This window comes from Rhizobium sp. CRRU65, from assembly GCF_048551595.1.
GTDB classification, from domain to species: Bacteria; Pseudomonadota; Alphaproteobacteria; order Rhizobiales; family Rhizobiaceae; genus Rhizobium; species Rhizobium leguminosarum_J.
Map to the genome: position 1 here is coordinate 33450 of NZ_JBLYZH010000003.1, position 25903 is coordinate 59352.

Consider the following 25903-nt stretch of genomic DNA (forward strand, 5'->3'; position numbering starts at 1 on the left):
TCCGGATCAGAATGACCATCAGACAAGCCATGGTACTGGCCGCGGGTCTCGGAACCCGCATGCGCCCGATCACCGATACGATCCCGAAGCCGCTGGTGAAGATCGACGGCAAGCCGATGATCGACTACACGCTGGATTGCCTGGTCGCGGCCGGCATCGAACGCGCCGTCGTCAACGTTCACCACCACGCCGACCAGATGCTCGACCATCTCGGGAATTATCACGGCCTCGACATCGTCATATCGGACGAGCGGGACGCACTGATGAATTCCGGCGGCGGCCTGGCGAAGGGGCTGAGGCTGCTTAGCCGCGACAATATCTTCGTCATGAACGCCGATCTTTTCTGGATCGGCGAACAGCAGGGGAGGCCGACGAACCTAGAACGCTTAGCCGGATTCTTTGACGCCGAACGCATGGATATGGCGCTGCTTTGCGTTGGGATCGAGGATACGACGGGTCACAACGGCAAGAACGACTTCAGTCTCGCGGTCGATGGCCGGCTGACGCGTTATCGCGATGATCCCTCCAATCCCGTCGTCTATGCCGGGGCGATCGTCATGAACCCGTCGCTGCTCGACGATGCACCGAAGGATGCCTTCAACCTCAATATCTATTTCGACAAGGCGATCGCGCGCGGACGGCTTTTCGGCATGGTGCTCGAAGGCCATTGGCTAACGGTCGGCACGCCCGACGCGATCGGCGAGGCGGAGGAAACGATCCGGCGACTGCGGACGTTTGCGTAAGCCATGGCGGAGCGGCACCAGCCACGCATCGTGACGATCCCCGCAGGCCTCTCCTTCCTGAAAACGCTGGCGACGACACTTTGCGACGGCCGATTGACGCCGATTTTCCGGCACGACGCCGATGATCCGCTATCGCTTGCCAAAGTCACGATCTACCTGCCGACCCGGCGCGCCGTGCGTGTGCTGCGTTCCGAATTCGTCGACCTGCTCGGCGGCCGCTCGGCGATCCTCCCCATGATCCGCCCGCTCGGCGAAACCGATGACGATAGCGGCTATTTCGACGAGGCGCTGCCGGCAACGATCGATCTCGCCCAGCCACTGTCGAATACCGCCCGTCTGCTGGAGCTTGCGCGCCTGATCCTCGCCTGGCGAAACAAGCTGCCGGAGATCGTCCGCCACATCCACTCGGACTCGCCGCTCGTCGCGCCGGCAAGCCCGGCGGATGCGATCTGGCTCGCCCGCAATCTTGCGGAATTGATCGATTCCATCGAGACCGAGGATCTTGACTGGTCGGAGCTGTCGAAACTCGATACCGGCGATTATGCCGCCTGGTGGCAGTTGACGGCGGAGTTCCTGCAGATCGCCAGCGCCTTCTGGCCCGAGCGGCTGGCCGAACTCGGCAAATCCTCGCCGGCGCGGCACAGAAACGCCATTCTCCGGGCCGAAGCAAGCCGGCTTTCGGCGACGAAACCCGCCGGGCCGATCATCATCGCCGGTTCGACGGGTTCCGTTCCCGCCACCGCCGATCTCATTGCCGCCGTCGCCCATCTGCCGGAAGGCGTGATCGTGCTTCCAGGTCTCGATCTCTCCATGCCCGAAAGGCACTGGCAGATGGTCGCGCCGGAACCGGCGCCCGGCCAACATGCCAATCCGGCAAGCCGGAGCCATCCGCAGTATGGTCTGTCTTCGCTGCTCAAGCGGCTGAAGCTGACGCGGGCCGACCTCACGCTCCTCGACAGACCGGAGGCCGATCTTGAGCGGCGTGCCGAAATCCTGTCGCAGGCCCTTGCTCCGGCGGAGGCGACCAGTGACTGGGGAGCTTGGAAAAACGACCTGCCGGCAGGCGCGCTGTCTTCGGCCTTCTCTGATGTCTCGCTGATTGAAGCCGCCAATGAGCGCGAGGAAGCAACCGCGATTGCCATCGCGCTCCGGCTGGCGCTGGAAAGACCGGGACAGGACAGCGAGAGCCGGGCAGCACTCATAACCCCGGATCGCAATCTTGCGCGGCGGGTGATGGCCGAGCTTTCCCGCTTCGGCATCCTCGCCGACGATTCGGCCGGTACGCCGCTGTCGGCCATGCCGCAGGGCACCTTGCTGCAATTGCTGCTGGAGGCAGCGCTGCGGCCGGGCGATCCGGTGGCGATCATCTCGCTGCTCAAACATCCGCTTGCCCGCTTCGGCCTGGAACGCGGCGCATTGATTTCCGCTACCGAGGCGCTCGAGCTGCTGGCACTGCGCGGTGGCGTGGCAGAGGTGGATATCAGCACGCTGGAACCGCTGCTCGCTCACCAACTTGCCGAACAGGCCCTGGACAGGCACGCGCCGCAATGGCGAAAAGCGCTTTCGCCCGAGGCCGCCGACGCCGCATACGACCTTGCCCGGCGGGTGACACAAGCGACCGAGCCTCTGGCTTCGGCGCTGATGCGGGAGCGGCCGGAAGATCGTGGAAGAACAGCGCGCTTCACATTGTCGGAATGGGCGAAGCGCACCGGCCGTTCGCTTGAAGCGGTCGCGGTTGATCCGCACGGCAATCTCGCCGATCTCTGGTCGAACGAAGCGGGAGACGCCCTCGCCGCCCTGCTTGGTGAAGTGATCGACACGGACGGCCAGATGGAGGCCGACGGACCGCAATGGATCGACATCATGGCAGCCCTTGCCGCCGGTCATGCGGTGAAGCCACGGGCGCTCAGCCATCCGAGGCTCTTCATCTTCGGCACGCTGGAAGCCCGCCTGCAGAGCGTCGATACGTTGATCCTCGGCGGCCTGAACGAAGGCACGTGGCCGGGACAGACCGCCAATAATCCCTTCATTCCGCGCATGATGAAGACGGAGATCGGCCTCGAGCCGCCGGAGCGGCGCATCGGCCAGCTGGCGCATGATTTCGAGATGGCAAACGGTACGCGCCATCTGATCTATTCGCGCGCGCTGCGCCAGGGCTCAACGCCAACCGTCGCCTCGCGTTGGCTGCAGCGGCTGCTGGCGCTCGGCGGAGAGGCGTTCGAAGCGGAATTGAAGGGACGCGGTAACCGGTTCCTCCAATGGGCCGCTCTCATCGATCGAGGAGATGCTCAGGCGCCGGCGCAGCGCCCCTCGCCGAAACCGCCGCTGGCGCTGCAGCCGAAATCCTATTCCTTCAGTGAAGTCGGCCGGCTGCGCCGAGATCCCTATGCCATCTATGCCCGCCGTGTGTTGCGGCTCGACCCGGTCGACCCGTTCAATCGCGATCCAGGGGCGGCCGAACGCGGAACGCTCTACCACAAGATCATCGACCGTTTCATCCGCGAAGCCCATATCGCCGGCACGCCGGATGCGGCAGCGGCGATGAAGCACGTCCTTTCCGAGCTTTTCGACATGGAAAAGCTGCCGCCGCATATCGATGCCGTGTGGCGGCCGCGCTTTCGCGCGGTGGCCCGCGCCTTCCTCGAATGGGAGGCTGGACGCCGGCATGGCATCCTGAAAACGCTGACGGAGGTGCGGGGCGGCATGGAGCTGGAGCCGATCAATATCCGGCTCACCGGCGTCGCAGACCGGATCGACGTCACGGGGCCACACTCGGCCGATATCATCGACTACAAGACCGGCTTCAATCCCTCGCCGGCGCAGGCACGCGTGCTTCTCGATCCACAGCTTGCGCTTGAAGCGGCGGCCTTGAGCGCCGGTGCTTTTCGCGATGCCGGCAGCCTCGTGCCGCAGGACCTTCTCTATGTGCGTCTGCGTCCGGGAAGCCGCTTTCAGGTCGATACCGTCAACAATGAGAGTTCTGCCCGCAGCGACAAGGCGAAATCGGCGATGGATCTCGCCGCCGAATCGATCGACCAGCTGGTCAAATTCGTGGGGTTGCTGCAATCCAGCGAAAGAGGCTTTACCTCGCGGCTGATCCCGGCCCAGCAATTCGATTTCGGCGGCGACTACGATCATCTCGCCCGCGTTTCCGAATGGTCGACGGCCGAAACCGAAGAGGGCGGCGGCGATGAGTGATGTGACCGCCATTCCCAACGACGACGATCCGGGCGCCTGGATCGGCTGGACGACGATCCAGCAGGCGATTGCCTCCGATCCGCTGCGTTCGGCATGGGTCTCGGCCAATGCCGGTTCCGGCAAGACGCATGTGCTGACACAGCGCGTCATCCGGCTGCTGCTATCAGGGGCGCGGCCTTCCGCCATTTTATGCCTGACCTACACCAAGGCCGCAGCGTCGGAAATGTCGAACCGCGTCTTCGAACGGCTGGCGGAATGGGTGGTGCTTGACGATGAAGACCTCGGACGGCGGATCACACAGATCGAAGGCATGGCTCCTGACGGACTGAAGCTTGCCGAGGCCCGCCGGCTGTTTGCCAAGGCGCTGGAGACACCCGGCGGACTGAAGATCCAGACGATCCATGCCTTTTGCGAGGCACTGCTGCATCAGTTCCCGTTGGAGGCCAACGTTGCCGGGCATTTCTCGGTTCTCGACGATCGCGCGGCGGTGGCGCTGCTTTCCGATGCGCGCCGGGCGCTGCTGACGGCAACGGCGCCTGACGAAGACAGCGCCCTTTCCGAGGCATTCGCCTACGTGCTCAATCTCGGCGATGAATCCGGACTGGAGAACCTGCTCGGCGACATCGTCGCCAACCGCAATGCCATTCGTCGTTTCACCGCGACGGCGGAACAGCAGGGCGGCGTCGAAGTGGTTCTGCGCAAAAGGCTCGGCCTTGCCGCCGGCGACACGGAAGACCGGATCGCGGCGCAATATTGGCCATTGCCCGCGCTTTCGGGCGGCACGCTGGAGCTTTATCTCTCGCTCGCCGACCAGAAGGGCGGTGCGAAGGCGCAAGAGGTTGCCTATAGCCTCAGGCTCACCGGGCGGGAGCGCGACGACGCAAGGCGCGCTGAGATCCTCGAAAAAATCTTTCTGACCGTGAAGGGCGAGCCCAAGGCGGACTCGCAATTCTTCGTCAAGGCCATGCTTGCCGAGGCACCGCAACTGGCGGAGGCTATCGCCATCGCCCGCGCGCATGTCGCAGCAAGCCGCGACCGGCTGAAGCTGATGCTGATGTACGGCGCCACGCATGCGGCGCTCGTGCTCGCCGATCGGCTGAATCACGACTATGAGGAGTTGAAGAAGCAGCGCAGCCAGCTCGATTTCGAGGACCTGATCACCCGCACCGCCGACCTCCTGACGAAAAGTGGCGTCGGCCCCTGGATCCACTACAAGCTCGATCGCGGCATCGATCATATCCTCGTCGACGAGGCCCAGGATACCAGCCCGATCCAGTGGAGCGTCATCCAGTCGCTCGCCGAAGATTTCTTCTCCGGCGAAAGCGCCCGGCCGATCGTGCGCACGCTATTTGCCGTCGGCGACGAAAAGCAGTCGATCTATTCCTTCCAGGGGGCGAGACCCGAGCGTTTTTCCGAGGAGAGCGACCGGACGCGGCGGCGCGTTTCCGACAGCGGGCAGAGTTTTTCCTCCGTGCGGCTGCCGCTGTCATTCCGCTCGACCGCCGACGTGCTTGAGGCCGTCGACCACATTTTCAAGGCACCCGAGAACGCGCGCGGCCTCAGCGCGCTCGGCGAACCGGTCGTGCATCGCTCCAGCCGCATCGGCCATCCCGGCGCCGTCGACCTCTGGGAGATGGTCGCGCCGGAAGCGGTGATGAAGGAGGAGGACTGGACGGCGCCCTTCGACGCGACGCCGGAAAGCGCGCCGGCCGCGATCCTCGCACGGCGGATCGCCCATTCGATCGGCAGTCTCGTCGGCCGCGAAACGATCGTCGACAAAGGCAAGGAGCGCCCGATCGAGGCTGGCGACATCCTGGTGCTGGTGCGTAAGCGCGACGCCTTCGTCAATGCATTGACGCGCGCGTTGAAGCGGCGCGGCGATATTCCCGTCGCCGGTGCGGACAGGCTCGTGCTGACCAGCCATATCGCCGTGCAAGATCTGCTGGCGCTCGGCCGTTTCCTGCTTCTGCCGGAAGACGATCTTTCGCTCGCCGCCGTGCTCAAGAGCCCGCTTTTCGACCTTTCGGAGGACGACATCTTTGCGGTCGCCGCGTTGCGTGGCGACAATGAAAGCGTCTGGAGCCATCTCAAAAGCTTCGCCGCCGACGGCACCGAGCGTTTCCGCGCCGCCGTCGAGAGGCTGGAGCTGTTTCTCCGGCAGTCCAGGAGCCTTTCGGTTCACGATTTCTATGCGCGCGTGCTGGGCAGCTACGGCGGGCGGCGGCAATTCCTTGCCCGTCTCGGCACCGAGGTCAGCGATATCCTCGACGAATTCCTGACCTTCACGCTCGACCACGAGACCTCCGGCCTTCCCGGGCTGCAATCCTTCATCTCGACGCTGGAACTCGAAGCACCGGTGATGAAGCGCGAGCAGGACAAGGGGCGCAACGAGGTGCGGATCATGACGGTGCATGCCTCCAAGGGTCTTGAAGCACCGATCGTTTTCCTCGTCGACGGCGGTTCGAAGGCCTTCACCCATACCCATCTGCCGAAGCTTCGTCTGATCGAGACCGGCCCCGACGAACCGCCGATGCCCGTCTGGGTTCCTGTCTCCGATCTCGCCAATTCGCTGACCCAGGATGATGCCGCGCGTATCCAGATGCTGGCCGAAGAAGAATATCGTCGGTTGCTCTATGTCGCCATGACGCGTGCCGCCGACCGGCTGGTCGTCTGCGGCTATCGTGGCGTGCGTGTGAACAACGACACCTGGCACATGATGATTTCGACGGCACTGCGCGACGACCATCCGCATGTGGAGGCGACCACATTCTCCGGTCCCGATGGAGAATGGCCGGGTATCAAATGGCGCGTGCCGCGGGTGGAACGAAGCTTCGAGCGTATCGGCCGCAGCGAAGAGCGCGGCAGCGAGGAGACCTTGCCGGACGGCCTGTTGCGGCCGTTGCCGCCGCAGGCTGAGCTGCCCCGGCCGCTCAGTCCTTCCGGCGCCGGGACGATTATCGATGAAGACGCGGGTAACCTGCTGGTCGTTTCGCCGCTGTTCGGCGAGAAGGAGCGAAGCGATCGTTCACTGGAGAAAGGCAGGCTGATCCATCGCATGCTGCAGGCGCTTCCCGAAATTCCACTTGCGGAGCGACCTGATGCGGCCAGCCGTTATGCTGAACGGGCAGCTCGATTCTGGCCGGAAGCCGAACGGCGCAAGCTTGTCGATTCGGTTCTGAAACTATTGGACGAGGAAGGTCTGCAGGCCGTCCTCGGTGCGCAGGCCCAGCCAGAAGTTTCGATCATGGGAACATTGACGCTCGAAGATCGGCGCTATGCCGTCTCCGGCCGCATCGACCGTCTTGCCGTCCTTGCCGATCGCGTCGTCATTCTCGACTACAAGACCAATCGGGTGCCGCCGGCAACAGAGGAGGCTATCCCCTTCGCGCACCGGGCGCAGCTGGCGATCTATCGCGAGATCCTGACGCCACTCTATGCTGATAGGCGTATCGATTGCATGCTTGTCTATACCGAGAACGCCTCACTCTTCACGCTGAGCGAAAAAGCGCTCGGTTTGGCGCTTGCAGCGGTCAAGACAAAGTGAAATACCGGACATTGAAAATTCGGCACCGCACCATCACATGTGGTTCAACACCCAATTCCGTTAAAGGAGCAGCGCATGGCTACCGTGAAAGTCGATATCAATAACTTCCAGTCGGAAGTTCTGGAATCCGCAGAACCCGTCGTCGTCGATTTCTGGGCCGAATGGTGTGGCCCGTGCAAGATGATTGCTCCGAGTCTCGAAGAAATCGCCGTCGAGATGGAAGGCAAGGTCAAGGTCGCCAAGCTGAACATCGATGAGAACCCGGAACTCGCTGCACAGTTCGGTGTGCGCTCCATTCCGACCCTTGCAATCTTCAAGGGCGGCGAAGTTGCCGATATCTCTGTCGGCGCAAAGCCGAAGACGGCTCTGTCGAACTGGATTTCGAGCGCCGCCTGATTGATATCGGCCAACTTATATTACTTGACGAAAAAGCCCGGTTCGACCGGGCTTTTTCATTTCGCGGCCTTCATTTCGGGGGCGTGCCGTTGTCGGCAAGCACATCGCCGACAAGATAGAGAGAGCCGCCGACCAGGATGCGCGGCGGCAATGCCTCCGGATCGACGACGGCTTTTATCGCTTCCAGCGCATCCCCGACCGTCGACATCGGTTCGGCAACCAAGCCGGCATCATAGGCGGCATTCGACAAGATCACCGGGTCGATCATCGCTTCACTGCCGCGGATCGGCACGCAGAATATCTTCTCGACCAAGCCGGCAAAGGCCTTGAAATAGCCGACCGGATCCTTGGTGTTGATCATGCCGATAATCAGAAAAAGTGGCCGAGACTGGCGCTCCTCGAAATTGGCCATGGCTTCGGCGATCACTTCGCCGGCACCCGGATTATGCCCGCCATCGATCCAGATCTCGGCGCCGGCGGGCGCATGCGACAGCAGCCGGCCCTCGCTCAGACGCTGCAGCCGGCCCGGCCATTCGACCGAACCCATCGCCTTTTCCATCATCGTCTCGGTGACGGTAAAACCCGCCGCCTTGACGGCCCGAATGGCGGCAGCGGCATTGGCATATTGATGCCGGCCGGGAAGGCGCGGCAGCGGCAGGTCGGCAAGACCGAACTCGTCCTGGTAGACGAGCCGGCCATATTCCTCATGCGCCATGAAATCCTGCCCGAAGACGGCGCTCGGGCAATGCAGCCGTTCGGCCGTCGACATCAGCACGTCGAGAGCTGCGTCATATTCCTGATGACCGATGACAACGGGAAATCCCGGCTTCATGATGCCGGCCTTTTCGGCCGCGATCAGCTCGACCCTGTCGCCGAGATAGGGCTGGTGATCCAGCGAAATCGGCATGATCACTGAGACGGCCGGATCGGAAATGACATTGGTGGCGTCGAACCGGCCGCCGAGACCGACTTCGAGGATCGCGGCATCGGCCGGATGTTCGGAAAACAGGATGAAGGTGACCGCCGTCAGGATTTCGAAGACGGTGATGTGCTGTCCTGCATTGGCAGCGGCCACGCGACGCACGGCCTCGGCAAAGACGGCGTCATCGACAAGCTGCCCGCGTCCACCCTTGACACCAATGCGATAACGCTCGTGCCAATTGACCAGATGCGGTGAAGTGTGGACATGAGCGCTGTAGCCGCCGGCTTCGAGCAAAGCGCGGCAGAAGGCGGTGACGGACCCCTTGCCATTGGTGCCGGCGACATGGATCACCGGCGGCAGTTTCCTGTGCGGATTGCCGAGCACATCGAGAAGACGGGTGATGCGATCGAGAGACAGATCAAAACCCTTGGGATGCAATCCCATGAGCTTGTCGATCTCCTGTGCTGCCTCACTCACCGCGGTTTGGCCTCTGGGTATCAATTCGGCACCCCGCCTGCTTGTCGGTTATCAGGCGCTTGCCGCCAGAGCAATCGCGCCGCTATTCATATCGTTCGCCGCAGAAACCGGCTTCTTGGTCAGGATCTTCAAGAGGCGCGCCAGCGTTTCCGGAATATCGTGACGTTTGACGACCATATCGACCATACCATGCTCCAGCAGGTATTCGGAGGTCTGGAAGCCTTCGGGCAGTTTTTCACGCAGAGTCTGCTCGATCACGCGCTTGCCGGCAAAGCCGATTTCGGCGCCGGGTTCTGCCAGATGAATATCGCCAAGCATGGCATAGGAGGCCGTGACGCCACCCGTTGTCGGATTGGTCAGCACGACGATATAGGGCTGGCCGGATTCCTTCAGCATGTCGACGGCAACCGTCGTGCGCGGCAACTGCATCAACGACAGGATGCCTTCCTGCATGCGCGCGCCGCCGGAAGCGGGGAACATCACCAGCGGGCACTTTTCAGCCGTCGCACGCTCGAAAGCCTTGACGATCGCCTCGCCGGCGGCCATGCCGAGCGAACCGCCGATAAAGTTGAATTCGTGCACGACGGCCACGAGTTTCAGTCCCTGCACCTTTCCGACACCAGCGAGAATCGTATCCTCCTGTTCGGTCTTCAGGCGGCTGTCGCGCAGGCGATCGCTATATTTCTTCGAATCGCGGAACTTCAGCGGATCCTGCGCGACCTTCGGCTGCGGCAGCGATTCGAACTCGCCATTGTCGAAAAGATCGGCCAGGCGGGCCTTGGCCGGCATCTTCATGTGATAACCGGACGCCGGAATGACCCATTTGTTGCCTTCCAGGTCCTTGTGGAAGACCATCTCGCCCGTTTCCGGGCACTTGATCCAGAGGTTCTCCGGCACTTCGCGACGGCCCAGCATGGAATTGATCCGCGGGCGAACGTAGTTGGTGATCCAGTTCAACTCGAATACTCCTGATAGTCTAAAGCGCGTCGCGATCTGCCACGCTTTAGGTCCTAGTTTTCCGCATGTCGTTGCCGCAAAACGGCTGCACACTTTTGCGCGACATGCTTTTTTCCAATGTGGGCAAACTATTCGGCAGCAACAAGGCGCGCCGAACGTGTTCCCGTGGAAAGGCCACGCACCAGCGTGGAAACGGCCTGAACGGTGTCCGCCGTTGCCTTTCCGTCATGCGTCAAGCTGGTCGCGACCTGATTGACGATCGCGGTGCCGACGACGACGCCGTCGGCCGAACCGCCGATGACCTTTGCATGTTCCGCCGTCTTGACGCCGAAGCCGACGCAGACGGGCAGGCTGGTATGCTGCTTGATGCGCTCGACCGCGCCCGAAACCAGCGACGGATCGGGCAGCGCCGAACCGGTGATGCCGTTCATCGAGACGTAGTAGACGAAGCCGGAGGTGTTCTTCAATACCTTCGGCAGGCGCTTCTCATCGGTCGTCGGCGTCGCCAGGCGAATGAAATTAATGCCCTTGCGGATCGCCGGAATGCAGAGTTCGTCATCCATCTCGGGCGGCAGGTCGACGACGATCAGGCCGTCGATGCCGGCGGCGAGTGCGTCGTCGAGGAATTTCTCGACGCCGTAAATATAGATCGGGTTGTAGTAACCCATCATCACGATCGGCGTCGCATCGTTGGTCTTGCGGAAATCGGCCGCCAGCTGCAGCGTCTTCTTCAGCGTCTGGCCGCCTTTCAGCGCGCGCTGGCCGGCCAGCTGGATCGCCGGGCCGTCGGCCATCGGATCGGAAAAGGGCATGCCGAGCTCGATAATGTCTGAGCCCGCCTCCGGCAGCGCCTTCATGATGCCAAGCGAGGTGTCGTAGTCAGGATCGCCGCCCATGAAATAGGTCACAAGCGCCGGACGGCCCTCGGCCTTCAGCTCGGCAAAGCGTTTGTCCATGCGTGCGGTCATGTCTTATAGTCCCATTCCCAGAAGCTTGCCGACGGTGAAGATATCCTTGTCGCCGCGGCCGGAGAGGTTCATTAGGATGATCTCGTCCTTGCCCATCGTCGGTGCCCGCTTGATGACCTCGGCAATCGCATGCGAGGGCTCGAGCGCCGGGATGATGCCTTCGAGGCGGGTCAGGGTCTGGAAAGCCTCGAGCGCTTCGTGGTCCATGATCGGCACATAGTCGACGCGGCCGGTATCGTTCAGCCAGGAATGTTCGGGGCCGATGCCGGGATAATCGAGGCCGGCCGAAATCGAATGGCCTTCCTTGATCTGACCGTCACCATCCTGCAGCAGGTAGGTGCGGTTGCCGTGCAGCACGCCCGGCGAACCGGCGGTGATCGAGGCGCAATGTTCGTCGCCCTGCAGACCCTTGCCGCCGGCTTCGACGCCGACGATCTTGACAGAGGGATCATCCAGAAAAGGATGGAAAATGCCGATGGCGTTCGAGCCGCCGCCGACGGCAGCGATGACCAGATCCGGAAGACGGCCTTCGGCCGCCAGCATCTGCTCCTTCGCTTCGATACCGATCACCGACTGGAAATCGCGGACCATCTCCGGATAGGGATGCGGACCGGCGGCCGTTCCGATCAGGTAATAGGTATCTTCGACATTGGTGACCCAGTCGCGAAGCGCCTCGTTCATGGCGTCCTTGAGCGTGCCACTGCCTGCGGTGACCGGTTTGACTTCCGCGCCGAGCAGTTTCATGCGGAAAACGTTCGGCGCCTGACGCTCGACGTCGGTGGCGCCCATATAGACGACGCAGGGAAGGCCAAAGCGGGCGGCCACGGTCGCGGAGGCGACGCCGTGCTGGCCGGCCCCGGTTTCGGCGATGATGCGGGTCTTGCCCATGCGCTTGGCGAGCAGGATCTGGCCGATGCAGTTGTTGATCTTGTGCGAGCCGGTATGGTTCAGCTCCTCGCGCTTGAAATAGATCTTCGCGCCGCCGAGTTCGGCCGTCAGCCGCTCGGCGAAATAGAGCGGGCTCGGGCGGCCGATATAATGCGCGCCGAGATGCTTCAATTCGGCCTGGAATGCCGGATCGTTCTTCGCCCTGTTCCACTCGTCCTGCAGATCCAGGATCAGCGGCATGAGTGTTTCGGCGACGAAACGACCGCCATATATGCCGAAACGGCCATCTTCATCGGGGCCGGAACGGAAGGAATTCGGTTTAGGCGTCTCGTTCACTCTCAACTCCCTGAGGCCATCATCGGCGCATTCGCCTTTTCGACCGCGTCAAAAAATTCATCGATCTTCGCGACGCTCTTCACGCCAGGCGCAGTTTCGACACCCGAGGAGACGTCGATACCCGGTGCCTTGGTGACGAAAAGCGCCTCGGCGACATTGTCCTTGTTCAGCCCGCCGGAAAGCATGTAGTCGACGCTGCCGTCAAGCCAGCTGAGAAGGCTCCAATCGAAGGAAATACCGTTGCCGCCAGGCAGTTCCGAACCCTTCGGCGCTTTGGCGTCGAAGAGGAAACGGTCGGCGATGCCGATATAGGCCTCGACGCGCTTCAGGTCGTCTGCCGTGCGGACCGAAAAGACCTTCATCACAGGCAGACCATAGACCGCCTTTATGGTCAGCACATGTTCGGGGCTCTCGTTGCCGTGAAGCTGGAGCATATCCGGCTTCAATATCGACACGATCTCGTCGAGTTCGTCATTGGTCGGATCGACGACGACGGCGACGATTTTCGCCTTGCCACGCGCAGGTTCGGCCAGTTTTGCCGCTAGGTCCGGCTCGATATAGCGCGGGCTCTTTTCGAAGAAGATAAAACCGATATGGGTCGCGCCGCGTTTCAGCGCGCGATCGACAGCGTCGGGCGTCTTCAAGCCACAGATCTTGATATCCGGTCTCATGGCAGCGAAGTGACACGAAATGCAGAAAGAGTCGAGCCAATTTGCGACAGACGCTGAATTTAGCGCGGCTCTCGGCCAGAGCGCTGCGCGTCCACAGGACATGCTAGGGACGCTCTATCACTTAATATCTGCGCGTAATCCTTTCCGAAAAATCGATTCCGATATTCGAGTTTATGCGCTAGTCGAAATCGATCGCGTGCAACTGGCTGCCATGCCGCTTGAGCCAGGATTTCGCCTCGTCCATGCCGGGGCAAAGTTTGCCACAGAGGGCCCAGAAGTGCGGGCCGTGGTTCATTTCCTTGAGATGGGCGACCTCGTGGGCGGCGAGATAATCGATCACCGACGGCGGCGCCATGACGATGCGCCATGAAAAGCTCAGATTTCCCTCCGACGAACACGAGCCCCAGCGGCTGCGAGTATCCTTCATCGAGATCGAGCGGATCGGCGCCCGGATCGCTGCGGCGTGCATCGTCGCCAGTCTTGCGAGATCGGCACGCGCCTCTTTCTTGAGAAAGGCCGCAATGCGCCGTCCGACATGTTCCGGCATGCCGCTGACGCGCAGCACCGGCCTGCCGTCTATTGAAACCGCCTCCGTCAGCCCGCGCAAGCTGCCGCTATGCTGGATGCGATGGGAAACGCCGCGAAGGAGGATTTCGCCGCCGTCACGCAGGCCGGTATCGGTCGAAAACTTGGCAAGCTTGGTGAGCAGCCACCCCTGATGACGGTCGAGGAAGGCATTGACCTCGCGCGCGGCAAGGCCTTTCGGCACCGTCATCTTCAAGGCGCGGCCACCCGGCTCGATGCGCAGCGTGATTCGTGTCGCCCGGTCGTGCTGCTTAATCGTCAGCGGCATGAGCCGGCCGGCGACATCGAGCGTCCGCATTTCGGGCGGAGCCGGCTTTCGCGCCTTCGACATTGTTTTCAGAAGCGAGAACATGCGTGTTTTCTATACGATTCGCCGGCAAATCTAAATGATCGGCGGAAGGGCAGACATGGAAAAACCGGCATCGACAGATGCCGGTCATCATTTCATCGTTCAGGCGTTTACGGCGTCTGATATTCGGCGACCGGGCCGTTGTCATCGCGCTTGGCGTTCCTGCGGTCGCGCATGAAGCGGTCGAACTCTTCCTGATCCTTGGCCCGACGGAGCTCGCGCAGATACGAGTCGAATTCCTCGCGCATTTCGTCAAGCTTGCGGCGCTCTTCCTCCATCCGGTCGAGTTCGGCCTTACGCCAGTCGTCGAAGGCGCCGTTGCCGGTCGAGAAGTGTGGGCGGTGACGGCCATGCGGGCGGCGGCAGGAGGCGAAGAAGCCATCGGTCGCCTGGTTGACGTCACGCTTGAAGCCGCGCAGACGGTCGCCGAAGATGATGTAGGCAAGCATGGCAAGACCCAGAGGCCAGAAAACCATGAAGCCGAGAATCATCAGGGCAATGGTAGCCGGAGTCCAATCCGGTCGAAGCAATGCTGACTGGTTCATCGTGCGGGTATCCCTCGCTTTCCGCGCCCGGCAGAATACCGAACGCTGAAATCGATGTGGTAACCGCAATAAGCGCCTTCAAGACGATTGCCCGCGAAATCGGACAAAGCCTTGAATTCGTTTTGCTAATTCAGCTGCCCCTGATTCAGCCCGTCCGGCCGCCCTTGATGACACGCGGGATCGGAGGCTTGACGGCGGAACGGGAATGCTTTCGGACGAAATCGACGATGCGCGGCGCGATCTCGCGGCGGAAACGCGAGCCGTTGAAAACACCATAATGGCCGACATCCGGCTGGAGATAGTGCATGCGCATATCTTCGGGAATGTTCACGCAGATAGTCTGCGCCGCCTTTGTCTGGCCGACACCTGAGATATCGTCATTCTCACCTTCGACGGTCAGCAGCGCCACGTTACGAATTGCCGCCGGATCGACGCGTTTGCCGCGATGCATCAGTTCGCCCTTCGGCAGCGAATGCTTGATGAAGACTTCCTCCACCGTCTGCAGATAGAATTCGGCGGTCAGATCCATGACAGCGAGATATTCATCGTAGAAATCGCGATGTCTTTCCGGCTCGCCGTCGTTCTTCACGAGATGCATGAAGAATTCCTTGTGCGCCACGAGGTGGCGATCAAGATTCATCGACATGAAGCCCGAAAGCTGCAGGAATCCCGGATAGACCGGGCGCATGAAGCCCGGCTGCGGCCAGGGCACGTTCATGATGACGTTGTCGGAGAACCACTGCAGCGACCGCTCCTGGGCGAGCTTATTGACCGCCGTCGGGTTGATGCGCGTGTCGATCGGGCCGCCCATCAGCGTCATCGACGCCGGCGAAAGCGGATCCCTGGCTTCCTCCATCACGGCAGCGGCTGCCAGCACCGGAACGGAAGGCTGACAGACGGCGATGACATGCGTGTCCTGACCGAGGAAATGCAGCATCTCGATGACGTAGTCGACGTAATCGTCGAAATCGAACGTGCCTTCCGTCATCGGCACCATGCGAGCGTCGATCCAGTCGGTGATGTAGATATCGGCACTCGGCAGCAGCGCCTCGACCGTGCCGCGCAGCAGCGTGGCATAGTGGCCGGACATCGGCGCGACGATCAGGATGCGTGGGTCATTGCCGCGGGCGGCTGGAATACCGCGGGCGAAATGCAGAAGATTGCAGAAGGGTCGCGACCAGACAACCTCTTCGCGGACGGAAACCGTCTTTTCACCGATCGTCGTCTGCTTCAATCCGAATTCCGGCTTGCCATAGCGGCGCGTCGTGCGTTCGAACATTTCGAGACTTGCCGCCATCGTCCGGCCGAACGGCGTATGGGAGAACGGATTCAGCGGATTGGCATAGGCAAATCGCATGATATCTGCCGCGGCGCGAAACGGCGCCATGGCGGCATGGTTCAATTCATAAAGCTGATAAAACATGGAAGGCGCCACCTTTCTCTATCGAAAAGATGACGCCGATTGAAAGACATCGACTCTTTTCGTAACGCGGGCACGTAGCGCAGACTAACAGTTTTTTGTTGCACAGCAACATTGACGAACCAGACCCACACAAAAAATGCCGGAGAATTGATCTCCGGCATCATAATCGACCTGAAAACTTAAGTTTCTCAGCAGGAAGCGTTATTAACGATCCGCTACGAAGGTCTGCTTCTGCGTGCCGAGACCTTCGATGCCGAGTTCGACCACGTCGCCGGCCTTGAGATAACGCGGCGGCTTGAGGCCCATGCCGACGCCCGGAGGCGTGCCGGTGGAGATCACGTCACCGGGATGCAGCGACATGAACTGGCTGAGGTAGGAGACGAGAAACGCAACCCCGTAAACCATCGTTTTCGACGAGCCGTTCTGCATCTTCTGGCCGTTGACCGTCAGCCACATGCCGAGGTTCTGCGGTTCGGCAATTTCGTCCTTGGTCACGAGCCAGGGGCCGATCGGGCCAAAGGTGTCGCAGGATTTGCCCTTGGTCCACTGACCAGACCGCTCGGTCTGGAAAGCGCGCTCGGAAACGTCATTGGAGACGCAATAACCGGCGACATAATCCAGCGCTTCGGCTTCCGTCACATATTTGGCGGTTTTGCCGATGACGACGCCGAGCTCAACTTCCCAATCGGTCTTTTCCGAACCGCGGGGAATAATGACATTGTCATTCGGTCCGACGATTGCGGATGTTGCTTTCATGAAGATAATCGGCTCGGGCGGCACGGTCGCACCGGTTTCGGCAGCATGATCCGAATAATTCAAGCCGATGCAGATGAACTTCCCAGTGCCCGCGACGCAGGCGCCGATGCGGCCGGGTGCGATTTCCGGAAGGCTCTTCGGATCGATCGCCGCTATCTTTGCAAGGCCTGCCGGTCCGATCGCTTCACCGCCGATATCGGCGACATGACCGGAGAGATCGCGGATCTTGCCATCGGCATCGAGAAGTGCTGGTTTTTCACTGCCTGCTTCGCCAACACGCATCAGCTTCATGGAACTTCCTCCTCATCGAAAACGGATTTGCAGCCACCTATGAACGAATTATTCATCGGTGTCATTACGGCTTTGCCGGGAAGCGGTACGGCTTTGCCGCGATTCGGATGATTTTCTGCCGAAAACCGTCCGTATCTTTCGGCATCATGCTCTGAAAATTTCCGCCAGATCAGGGCCGACGGGAACGATCTTCGTCGGGCTGAGGCTTTCGATCGAATAGTAGCCGCGCTTGAGGTGATCGAGGTTCACCGTTTCGGCGATGCCCGGCCAATCCAGCATGCGGCGGCAGAAGGCGCGCAGCTTGGCATAGTCGGAAAGTCGGCGCAGATTGCATTTGAAGATGCCGTGATAGGCGACGTCGAAGCGCACCAGCGTTACGAAAAGCCGGATATCGCTCTCGGTCGGATGATCGGCGAACAGAAAAGACCGGCCCTCGAATTGCTGCTCGACCCAGTCGAGGCAGGAAAAGACATCGGCAAAGGCTTCTTCGTAAGCGACCTGCGTGGTGGCAAAACCGGCGCGGTAGACGCCGTTGTTGAGATCAGGATAGATGCGGTCGTTGAAAGCATCGATCTCGGTGCGTCTCTCCGCCGGGTAAAGATCGATCGGATTTTTTGCCAGACCGCCGAAGCCGCTGTTCAGCATACGCAGGATATCGGCGGATTCATTGTTGACGATGGTCTTTCTCTGCTTGTCCCAGAGCACTGGCACGGTCGCCCGGCCGGTGAAATCGGGTGCTGCCCCGGTATAGATTTCATGCATATAGGTTGCGCCGTTGACTTGATCCTTCGTCGCGCCGGGATAATCGCCGAAGCGCCAGCCCTGTTTGCCCAGCAGCGGTTCAACGACCGAGACGGAGATGACGTCCTCCAGTCCCTTGAGCTTGCGGCCGATCAGGGTACGTGAGGCCCAGGGGCAAATATAGGCGACATAAAGATGGTAACGGCCGGCGCTGGCTGCAAAGCCGCCTTCGCCAGTCGGCCCGGCGCTGCCATCCGGGGTCACCCAATTGCGGAAACTTGAGGTCTGGCGGACGAAGCCGCCCTTTTCGTCCTTTGCCTGGACGGGCTGCCAGTCTTCGGTCCATTTTCCGTTCACCAGCATGCGCAACTCCCCGAACGATTGACTAAACGGTTTATTATCCTGCTTCGACGCCGGCGTGAGGCCGCTTTTATGGAGACAGTCTGTACACCCCAACTGCGACGATGCTGCGCTTGCCAAGCCGGTGAAGCAGGAAATATGTCTCCGCTATACAAAATGACGTGGAGTTCGAAATGCATCTCTCGAAGGCCGTCGTGCGGACCGAACACGCAAGCCGCTACCTGCAGCAGCTCTGCAAACACTGGAGCCACAAGTTCAGCGTCGATCTTGATCCTCTGAAGGGCCGGGTGCCGTTCAGTGATACGGCCGAGGTAACGTTTGCGGCCGACGATGCGGCGCTGACCATGACACTTTCCGTCGCCGATTCCTCGCAACAGGAAAGGATGCAGCACGTCATCGACGATCATCTGAAGCGCTTCGCCTTCCGCGAAGAACTCGACATCGTTTGGACGGCCTAAACCCAGCCCCGGTCCAAATTTTCTCCCCCCAAACCATGGAACAAGCATGACGAAGAGCAATAGTCGCGAATCCGAATATCCCATCGATTCGATGTTTCTCGATCGCTGGTCGCCGCGCGCCTTCACCGGCGAAATCATCGAGGAAGCGCAGCTGCTCGGTTTGCTCGACGCCGCCCGTTGGGCGCCGTCCTCGGCCAACCACCAGCCCTGGCGCTTCGTCTATGGCCTCAAGGGTTCGGAGCATTGGGAGAAATTCGTCGCTTTGCTCAACGATTCCAACCAGGAATGGGCCAGGCATGCATCGGCGCTGATCTTCGTCGTGTCGCGCGCCTTCACCGGGGCTGCCGGCTCGGCTGAGGAAAAGCCGAGCTACACCCATTCCTTCGATGCCGGTGCCGCGTGGGGGCATCTGACGATCCAAGCGCGCCTCTCCGGACTTTACGCCCATGGCATGGGCGGCATCAAGCATGAGGAGATCAGGCAGGCTTTCGCCATTCCCGAGGGATACCGGGTCGAAGCAGGTGTCGCCGTCGGCCGGCTGGCCGATAAGAGCGTTCTTTCCGAACGCAATCAGGCACGCGAATTCCCCAGCCAGCGCAAGCCGCTCTCCGAGGTCGCCTTCAACGGCCGCTTCGTCGCGAATTGAGCGAAGCCAAAGGCCAAGCAGATATCCGGCAAACGAATGCCCCGCCATCCTAAAGATAGCGGGGCCATTTATTTTTGAAATATCAATTAGATATCGAGGTTTGCAACGCTCAGCGCATTCTCCTGGATGAATTCGCGCCGCGGCTCGACTTCGTCACCCATCAGGCGGGCGAAGAGACCATCGGCGTCGGTGGCGTCGTTGACCCTGACCTGCAGCAGCGAGCGAACGTTCGGATCGAGCGTCGTTTCCCAGAGCTGCTCGGCATTCATCTCGCCAAGACCCTTGTAGCGCTGCATGGTGAGACCCTTGCGCCCGCTTGCGAAGATCGCGTCGAGCAGGGCACGCGGGCCGGAGATTTCGACGTCGCCTTCGCGGCGATGCAGCGACGGCGGCGTCTGATAGATTTCCTTGAGGCGTGCCGTCAGCTGGTCGATGTGACGGGCATCCGAGGAACCGATCAGCGCCATATCGAGCACGACGAGTTCCCTGACGCCGCGGACCATGCGCTCGAGGCGCAGACCGCCATCGGTTGTCACATCGCCCCGCCAGCCGCGCTCGGTTTCCTCGGCGATGATGTCGAGGCGCCCAGCCACTTCGTTTGCCAGCGCCAGCGCTCTGGCCGGGTCGCTGGCGAGCTCGGCATTGAGGGCGCCGGCAATCGCCGCTTGTTCGACGGCGGAACGATTGTAGCGCGAATGGAGATTGTCGAGCAGCGCGCGCATACGCAGAGCATCGAGGATGACCTCGCGCAGATCCTGGCCGGCGCGAACTTCGCCGCTACCGAGCCTCAGCGAAGCATCTTCCAGGCCCTGGCTGATGAGATATTCTTCCAGCGCCTTCTCGTCCTTCAGATACTGCACCGACTTGCCGCGCGAGACCTTATAGAGCGGCGGCTGGGCGATATAGAGATGACCGCGCTCGATCAGTTGCGGCATCTGGCGGAAGAAGAAGGTCAGCAGCAGGGTGCGGATATGGGCGCCGTCGACATCGGCGTCGGTCATGATGATAATCTTGTGGTAGCGCAGCTTTTCGACGTTGAACTCGTCCTTGCCGATGCCTGTACCGAGCGCGGTGATCAATGTGCCGATTTCCTGACTCGACAGCATCTTGTCGAAACGGGCGCGTTCGACGTTCAGGATCTTGCCCCGCAACGGCAGGATCGCCTGGTTCTCGCGCGAGCGGCCCTGCTTGGCAGAGCCGCCGGCAGAATCGCCTTCGACGAGGAAGACTTCGGATTTTGTCGGATCACGCTCGGAGCAGTCAGCAAGCTTGCCCGGCAGCGAAGCGATATCGAGTGCGCCCTTGCGGCGGGTCAACTCGCGGGCCTTGCGGGCCGCTTCGCGTGCGGCGGCTGCCTCGACGACCTTACCGACGAGGATTTTGGCTTCGCTCGGATGTTCTTCGAACCAGGTGCTCAACGCCTCGTTGACGAGACTTTCGACAACAGGACGGACTTCCGAGGAAACGAGCTTATCCTTGGTCTGCGAGGAGAATTTCGGATCCGGCACTTTGACCGACAGAACCGCAGTCAGGCCTTCGCGGCAATCTTCGCCCTGCAGCGTTACCTTTTCCCTTTTGGTGATGCCGGAACTGTCGGCATAGGAAACGACCTGGCGCGTCAGCGCCGCGCGGAAGCCGGCCATATGCGTGCCGCCGTCGCGTTGAGGGATGTTGTTGGTGAAGCAGAGCACGTTCTCATGATAGCTGTCGTTCCACCACATCGCGACTTCAACGGTGATGCCGTCCTTTTCGCCGTGGATGGCAACCGGCTTGTCGACGAGCGACTTCTTGGCGCGGTCCAAATAGGCGACGAAAGCCTCGAGGCCACCGTCATAACGCAGCTCTTCCTGCTTGATGTCGGAATGGCGCTTGTCGGTCAGCAGGATGCGGACGCCTGAATTCAGGAAGGCGAGCTCGCGAAGGCGATGCTCCAGCGTGCCGTAGTCGAACTCCGTCATGGTGAAGGTGCCGGTGCTCGGCATGAAGCTCACTTCCGTGCCGGTCTCATTCGGCGCGTCGCCCGTAACCTTCAGTGGAGCATCGGCCACGCCATGGGTGAAGCTCATTTCATGGATCTTGTCGTGACGGCGGATCTTCAGCTTCAACCAGACGGACAGCGCGTTGACGACGGAGACGCCGACGCCGTGCAGGCCGCCGGAAACCTTGTAGGAATTCTGGTCGAACTTACCGCCGGCATGGAGCTGCGTCATGATGACTTCGGCAGCCGACACGCCTTCGCCGGTGTGAATATCCGTCGGAATGCCGCGACCATTGTCGGTGACGGTCACCGAGCCATCCGAATTGAGGGTCACCGTGACGATGTCAGCATGGCCGGCAAGCGCTTCGTCGATCGCGTTGTCGACGACTTCATAGACCATGTGATGCAGGCCGGAGCCGTCGTCGGTATCGCCGATATACATGCCGGGGCGTTTGCGCACGGCATCGAGGCCCTTCAGAACCTTGATGGAATCTGCGCCATATTCGGTGCTTACGCCGTTTTCCGTCGCGGATGTATCGCTCATTCTGTCGAGATTTTCCCTGTTGTCGTAAAGCTGCGGCGCGCCTTGCGAATCACCGGCTTTCTTCACTCTCGTATATAGGTTTTTTGAACCCACTTCCCAATGGCAAGCCCCTAAAACAAGGCATAAAACAGGGGATTATGACGCTTTTCCGTCGCCTTTGCCGCCATTTTCGAGAAGAGCCGATAGCCGGCCTATCTCTGCACTGTCAAGGTTGCGAATCCGCCGGGCCAGCCGGTTGGCAAATTCGGTATATTCGGGGGGCAGTCCGGAGGTGTCGATCACGACGCGCGGGTCGGACGAGCGGGCGAGCAGGAACAGTTCCTCAGCCTCATCCCAGATGATGTTGAAATAGCCGGCGATGCGCTGCAGCAGATCGAATGTCGGCAAACCACGCTTTCCATGTTCGAGCGCCGAGAGATAGGCGGGGGAGACATTCAGTGCCTCCGCCATCTCCTTCTGCGAGACGCCCTTGCGCGCTCTCAGCCTGCGAACCGCCTCTCCGAAGGGTGTCATGGCCTTTCCCCATGCCGCCGCGACAGGCGAATGTAGAGCGCGCCCTCACCGCCATGATGCTGTGCGGCCGACTCATAGGAGGAGATCAGGTAACGGAATTCCGGCTTCGAGAACCAGAGAGGCACCGCCCGCTTCAGCGCACCCTCGCTGCCCATGGAGCTGCCCTTGCCCGTAATGACCAGCACATGGCGCATGCCGCGCTCATGGGCGCGGATCAGGAAATCGAGAAGGATGGCATGAGCCTGGCTCTGCACCAACCCGTGCAGGTCGATCCGCGCTTCGAGCGCCAGCCGGCCCTTGGCGATCTTCCGCTTGACCGGCTTTTCCAGCGGATGATGCACCCCGGCCGATGGCTTCGCCGTTGACGGTGCTGTCGCCTGCAGCGGCGTGGGTGTGGCTGGCGTCTGCTTTTCCTGTTCCCGTTCGGCCGCCGCCTCGGCCTCGGCAAGAAAGGCGTCGAGTTCGGTCAACGCCCCCGCCTTGCCGGGCATCGGCCGCGTGCTGCGGGCAACCTTGCCCCAGAGGATCCTCTCATCCGCGCTCAGCTTGCGATCCCTGGCCATCAGTCGAATCTTCCGGCGGCGGCATTGGGAATGAGGATGGTGAAATCGGCCTCGTTGCGGACGGTGCCGGCACTTTCCCCGGCCATGTCCCCCGAGCCGGTGAAGATATCACCCCGCGCCGGCCCGATAATCGCCGAGCCGGTATCGAGCGCCAGCATCAGCCGGTGGAACGGGCGGCCTTGGTCGAGATGGGTGAGACTTTCGGCGCGAATGAAAAAAGGAAAGCCGAAGGTATGGATCATCCGGTCGACCGCAAGCGCGCGCCCGGCGAGAAGCGGCACCTTGGCGGCCGCGATCGGGCCTGCCTGTGGATCGGCAACCGGCGCTTCGCGGAAAAAAATATAAGAACGGTTATGCCATAATACTTCGTCGACGCTCTCGGGATTGCGCGCCAGCCAGGCACGGATCGCCTGCATCGAAATCTCCGCCCGATTGATCTCCCCGCGCCCGATGAGCAGCTTGCCGATCGCCGAGAAAGCATGGCCGGCCTTCGCCGCATAGGTGATGCGGCCGATACGACCATCCGTATAACGCAGACGGGCAGCACCCTGCACATGCACGAAGAAGACATCGACCTTCGACTTCGCCCAGGCAATTTCGAGGCCGCGGCCTTCGAGAAAACCCTGATCGATGGCGCGGCGGTCCGGATAGGCAGCGACGCGGCCCTCATGCAGACGGCCGAAAACATAGGCCTTGTCGAGCTCGGCGGAGCGATTGGCGTCGTCGAGATCGATCAGATCGCCCGGACGCCGGTAGAAAGGAAAACGGAAAATTTCGTCCGGCCGCTCGGCCACGTCGATATCGGGTTCGTAGAAGGCGGTGACGAAGCCGGAATTGCCATCCTTGCGGCGAATCAGAAAGGGCCGACAGTGCGTCTCGAAAAAAGCGCGCGCCGACGCCGGAGATGGCGGAGTGAAATCTTCGGCAGCGGCGAGAAGCGGAAGCAGGTCTTCCGAGCTCAGGCCCAGCGATCCGGTACGGTACGATTTGACATCGGTGATTTGCCGGCGGCAGCTTCGCATCACTTCAAAAAGGCCGGAGGGATCATCATCCTTCCAGCCTTCCAGAGTGTCGAAGCTTATGGCCTGCAGGACGAAGTCCGATGCGTGGTCACTCATGTTCCGATTCGGTCGCCACGAGTTTCCAGTTCGGATCGCGCGAGCGGGTGTCGCGGGCGAAGGTCCAGACGTCGTTGACCTCGGCGACGTTTTCGGCGTCGCCTTCAATCAGCACATCCGCCTTGTCGTAGGTGGCCGATATCAGCTGGCTGGCGATGCGCACGGTGATCTGCGCTTCGCTGCCCTTTGTTTCCGCATGGGTGATTTCGGCCTTGTCGATGCCGACGAAGGTGGACTTCACCTTCTCGCCCCGGGCTTCGCGCTCGCCGATCGCCGCATCGAACCCGTCATAGACTTCGCGGGACAGCAAGTTCTTCAGCGTTTTCCGGTCGCCATCGGCGTAGGCCATGACGATCATCTCGTAAGCCATGCGGGCGCCGTTCAGAAACTCCTTCGGGGTGAAGGCGGGATCGGCCTTGTTCAGCGCGCGCAGCGATTCGTTGAGCGGCGTTCCGGGTGCCGCGAAAGCATCGATGGCGGCGAAGCGATCCTCGTCCTCCGTCGTCGCATCACGCCGCGGCAGCGTCACTACCTTGCCGGCATCGGCGGCTTCGGCCGGAGCCGCATCCCGCGGCGTATAGAGATCGCGCGGCGGCTTCTCATTTCCTGTACGGCGCCCGAGCACGGAGCGGAGCTGAAAGAAAATCAGCACAGCCGCCACCAGGAAAAATAATGTGATGAAGTCGTTCGAACTCATATCGTATCGCAGCCGCCCGTTAACATCTCTGATTTGTACTCCCATATAGTCTGCCTATACAGATGATTCAAATGATGGCTGGCATCTTCGCCGGCGCCAAGAGGAGACCGGCGAGCCCGGGACATGACCGACATGCGTTTTTCGATCCTGCCAGCCTTCATTCTGCTGCTGCCGCTCGCCGAAATTGCCGGTTTCGTCGTCGTCGGCCGGGCTATCGGATTGTGGCTGACGCTGGCGCTCGTCATGCTCGGTTTCGTCCTCGGCGTGATTCTGCTGCGCCGGCAAGGCATCGGTATTTTGCGCCGCATGTCGAGCGAAGGACGAAACGGGGTGATGCCGGGCCGCGACCTGCTGCGGCCGGCGATGAACGTCATCGCCTCGCTGCTGCTGATCATTCCCGGCTTCCTGTCCGATATAATCGCGATCCTCATTCTTATTCCGCCGGTGCGCGATCTCGTCTGGCGGGCGATCGCCAAACGCTTCGTCGTCGTCAATGCTAAGGGCGCCTCTTCCTCGGGCCCGCAAGCCGATTTCCGCGACCGCAAGCCGAACTCGAAGGTGGTCGATCTCGACGAAGAGGACTATCATAGAGAGCCGGATCGCAACTCACCGTGGTCCGGCAAACATCTCGGCGATTGAGGCACTGCGGCTGATCAACCGCGCCAAGCGCCCAGGGTTGTAAGCCCTTCCCTGAAATGTTAGATGGCGGCACCATTCCCATGCCCCTCGAGGAAAAGCCAATGGCAGACGATAACAACAGCAACGGTGCGACCAACCCCACCCTTTCGATCCTTGCGCAATATACCAAGGATCTGTCCTTCGAAAATCCGGGTGCGCCGCGTTCGCTGCAGGCCCGCGACAAGGCGCCGACGATCAACATCAATGTAAACGTCAACGCCAACCCGCTTTCCGATACGGATTTCGATGTCGTGCTGTCGCTGAATGCTGAGGCCAAGGACGGCGACAAGACGGTTTTCCATACCGAACTCACCTATGGCGGCGTCTTCCGCGTTGCCGGTTTCCCGCAGGAACACATGCTGCCGGTTCTCTTCATCGAGTGCCCGCGTATGCTCTTCCCCTTCGCCCGTCAGATCATCGCCGACGTCACCCGCAACGGTGGTTTCCCGCCGCTGATGATCGACCCGATCGACTTCACGCAGATGTTCGCTCAGCGCGTTGCCGAGGAACAGGCCCGCGCCAAGGTTCAGGCCGTTCCGAACTGACCGGTCTTGCTTG

Annotated in this window: 23 protein-coding genes; 8 read left to right on the forward strand and 15 right to left on the reverse strand. The window is 61.1% G+C overall.

What is annotated here, in order from left to right:
- The first annotated feature begins 11 nt into the window (after nt 1-11).
- The 4 genes from ACM5SV_RS06505 to trxA all read left to right on the forward strand — a co-directional run bounded on the left by ACM5SV_RS06505 (nt 12) and on the right by trxA (nt 7881).
- Nucleotides 12-743, forward strand: a complete 732-nt coding sequence (locus ACM5SV_RS06505) for a nucleotidyltransferase family protein (protein WP_012759565.1) — start codon at nt 12-14, stop codon at nt 741-743.
- Between the two features lie 3 nt (nt 744-746).
- Complete coding sequence (gene addB / locus ACM5SV_RS06510) at nt 747-3941, forward strand: double-strand break repair protein AddB (RefSeq protein WP_222016954.1); 3195 nt, start codon at nt 747-749, stop codon at nt 3939-3941.
- Complete coding sequence (gene addA / locus ACM5SV_RS06515; RefSeq protein ID WP_419425166.1) at nt 3934-7485, forward strand: double-strand break repair helicase AddA; 3552 nt, start codon at nt 3934-3936, stop codon at nt 7483-7485. Before addB ends, addA begins: the two co-directional genes overlap by 8 nt.
- A 75-nt stretch (nt 7486-7560) precedes the next feature.
- Nucleotides 7561-7881: a thioredoxin gene (gene trxA / locus ACM5SV_RS06520; RefSeq protein ID WP_003544118.1), complete on the forward strand. Its 321-nt coding sequence runs from the start codon at nt 7561-7563 to the stop codon at nt 7879-7881.
- A gap of 70 nt (nt 7882-7951) precedes the next feature.
- Here the strand turns inward: trxA and ACM5SV_RS06525 are convergent, their stop codons facing one another.
- The 10 genes from ACM5SV_RS06525 to ACM5SV_RS06570 form a co-directional block, all read right to left on the reverse strand.
- Complete coding sequence (locus ACM5SV_RS06525; protein WP_017995601.1) at nt 7952-9304, reverse strand: bifunctional folylpolyglutamate synthase/dihydrofolate synthase; 1353 nt, start codon at nt 9302-9304, stop codon at nt 7952-7954.
- A gap of 27 nt (nt 9305-9331) precedes the next feature.
- Nucleotides 9332-10237 carry an acetyl-CoA carboxylase, carboxyltransferase subunit beta gene (gene accD, locus ACM5SV_RS06530; RefSeq protein WP_012759561.1) on the reverse strand — a complete coding sequence of 302 codons (906 nt, stop codon included), beginning with the start codon at nt 10235-10237 and terminating at the stop codon, nt 9332-9334.
- 128 nt (nt 10238-10365) lie between these two features.
- Nucleotides 10366-11205 carry a tryptophan synthase subunit alpha gene (trpA, locus tag ACM5SV_RS06535; protein WP_113546667.1) on the reverse strand — a complete coding sequence of 280 codons (840 nt, stop codon included), beginning with the start codon at nt 11203-11205 and terminating at the stop codon, nt 10366-10368.
- 3 nt (nt 11206-11208) lie between these two features.
- Nucleotides 11209-12429 carry a tryptophan synthase subunit beta gene (gene trpB, locus ACM5SV_RS06540; protein ID WP_113546668.1) on the reverse strand — a complete coding sequence of 407 codons (1221 nt, stop codon included), beginning with the start codon at nt 12427-12429 and terminating at the stop codon, nt 11209-11211.
- A gap of 2 nt (nt 12430-12431) precedes the next feature.
- On the reverse strand, nt 12432-13100 hold the full coding sequence (locus ACM5SV_RS06545; protein WP_012759558.1) for a phosphoribosylanthranilate isomerase: 669 nt from the start codon (nt 13098-13100) through the stop codon (nt 12432-12434).
- Nucleotides 13101-13278: 178 nt separating this feature from the next.
- Nucleotides 13279-14037 (reverse strand): M48 family metallopeptidase, encoded by a 759-nt coding sequence (locus tag ACM5SV_RS06550; RefSeq protein WP_012759557.1) that lies wholly within the window; start codon nt 14035-14037, stop codon nt 13279-13281.
- 107 nt (nt 14038-14144) lie between these two features.
- The gene (locus tag ACM5SV_RS06555) at nt 14145-14579 is read right to left on the reverse strand and encodes a DUF2852 domain-containing protein (RefSeq protein WP_012759556.1); all 435 of its coding nucleotides are present in this window, start codon (nt 14577-14579) and stop codon (nt 14145-14147) included.
- A gap of 145 nt (nt 14580-14724) precedes the next feature.
- Entirely contained in the window at nt 14725-16002 is a 1278-nt protein-coding gene (locus tag ACM5SV_RS06560; RefSeq protein WP_221970098.1) for a polyhydroxyalkanoate depolymerase, read from the reverse strand.
- A gap of 204 nt (nt 16003-16206) precedes the next feature.
- Entirely contained in the window at nt 16207-17049 is an 843-nt protein-coding gene (locus ACM5SV_RS06565; protein WP_221970096.1) for a fumarylacetoacetate hydrolase family protein, read from the reverse strand.
- Between the two features lie 144 nt (nt 17050-17193).
- Nucleotides 17194-18153, reverse strand: a complete 960-nt coding sequence (locus tag ACM5SV_RS06570; RefSeq protein WP_222016949.1) for a glutathione S-transferase family protein — start codon at nt 18151-18153, stop codon at nt 17194-17196.
- 170 nt (nt 18154-18323) lie between these two features.
- On the opposite strand from ACM5SV_RS06570, the gene ACM5SV_RS06575 reads away from it, so the two are divergent.
- Complete coding sequence (locus ACM5SV_RS06575) at nt 18324-18608, forward strand: DUF2218 domain-containing protein (RefSeq protein WP_026157523.1); 285 nt, start codon at nt 18324-18326, stop codon at nt 18606-18608.
- Nucleotides 18609-18654: 46 nt separating this feature from the next.
- Nucleotides 18655-19254 (forward strand): nitroreductase family protein, encoded by a 600-nt coding sequence (locus ACM5SV_RS06580; RefSeq protein ID WP_017995593.1) that lies wholly within the window; start codon nt 18655-18657, stop codon nt 19252-19254.
- Between the two features lie 86 nt (nt 19255-19340).
- Here the strand turns inward: ACM5SV_RS06580 and gyrB are convergent, their stop codons facing one another.
- The 5 genes from gyrB to ACM5SV_RS06605 form a co-directional block, all read right to left on the reverse strand.
- Nucleotides 19341-21776: a DNA topoisomerase (ATP-hydrolyzing) subunit B gene (gene gyrB / locus ACM5SV_RS06585; protein WP_026157522.1), complete on the reverse strand. Its 2436-nt coding sequence runs from the start codon at nt 21774-21776 to the stop codon at nt 19341-19343.
- A gap of 135 nt (nt 21777-21911) precedes the next feature.
- Nucleotides 21912-22289, reverse strand: coding sequence for a helix-turn-helix domain-containing protein (locus ACM5SV_RS06590; RefSeq protein ID WP_003544097.1), 378 nt, complete (start codon nt 22287-22289; stop codon nt 21912-21914).
- Nucleotides 22286-22852: a Smr/MutS family protein gene (locus ACM5SV_RS06595; RefSeq protein WP_012759549.1), complete on the reverse strand. Its 567-nt coding sequence runs from the start codon at nt 22850-22852 to the stop codon at nt 22286-22288. Before ACM5SV_RS06595 ends, ACM5SV_RS06590 begins: the two co-directional genes overlap by 4 nt.
- Nucleotides 22852-23970 (reverse strand): murein transglycosylase A, encoded by a 1119-nt coding sequence (locus ACM5SV_RS06600; RefSeq protein WP_017995591.1) that lies wholly within the window; start codon nt 23968-23970, stop codon nt 22852-22854. Before ACM5SV_RS06600 ends, ACM5SV_RS06595 begins: the two co-directional genes overlap by 1 nt.
- A complete protein-coding gene (locus tag ACM5SV_RS06605) occupies nt 23963-24667 on the reverse strand; it encodes a Tim44/TimA family putative adaptor protein (protein ID WP_012759547.1) in 705 nt (234 codons plus the stop codon). Before ACM5SV_RS06605 ends, ACM5SV_RS06600 begins: the two co-directional genes overlap by 8 nt.
- Nucleotides 24668-24799: 132 nt before the next feature.
- Between ACM5SV_RS06605 and ACM5SV_RS06610 the strand changes: the two genes are divergently transcribed.
- Nucleotides 24800-25306 carry an FxsA family protein gene (locus tag ACM5SV_RS06610; protein ID WP_032996743.1) on the forward strand — a complete coding sequence of 169 codons (507 nt, stop codon included), beginning with the start codon at nt 24800-24802 and terminating at the stop codon, nt 25304-25306.
- A 101-nt stretch (nt 25307-25407) separates the two neighbouring features.
- On the forward strand, nt 25408-25890 hold the full coding sequence (gene secB / locus ACM5SV_RS06615) for a protein-export chaperone SecB (RefSeq protein ID WP_017995590.1): 483 nt from the start codon (nt 25408-25410) through the stop codon (nt 25888-25890).
- Nucleotides 25891-25903 lie beyond the last annotated feature (13 nt).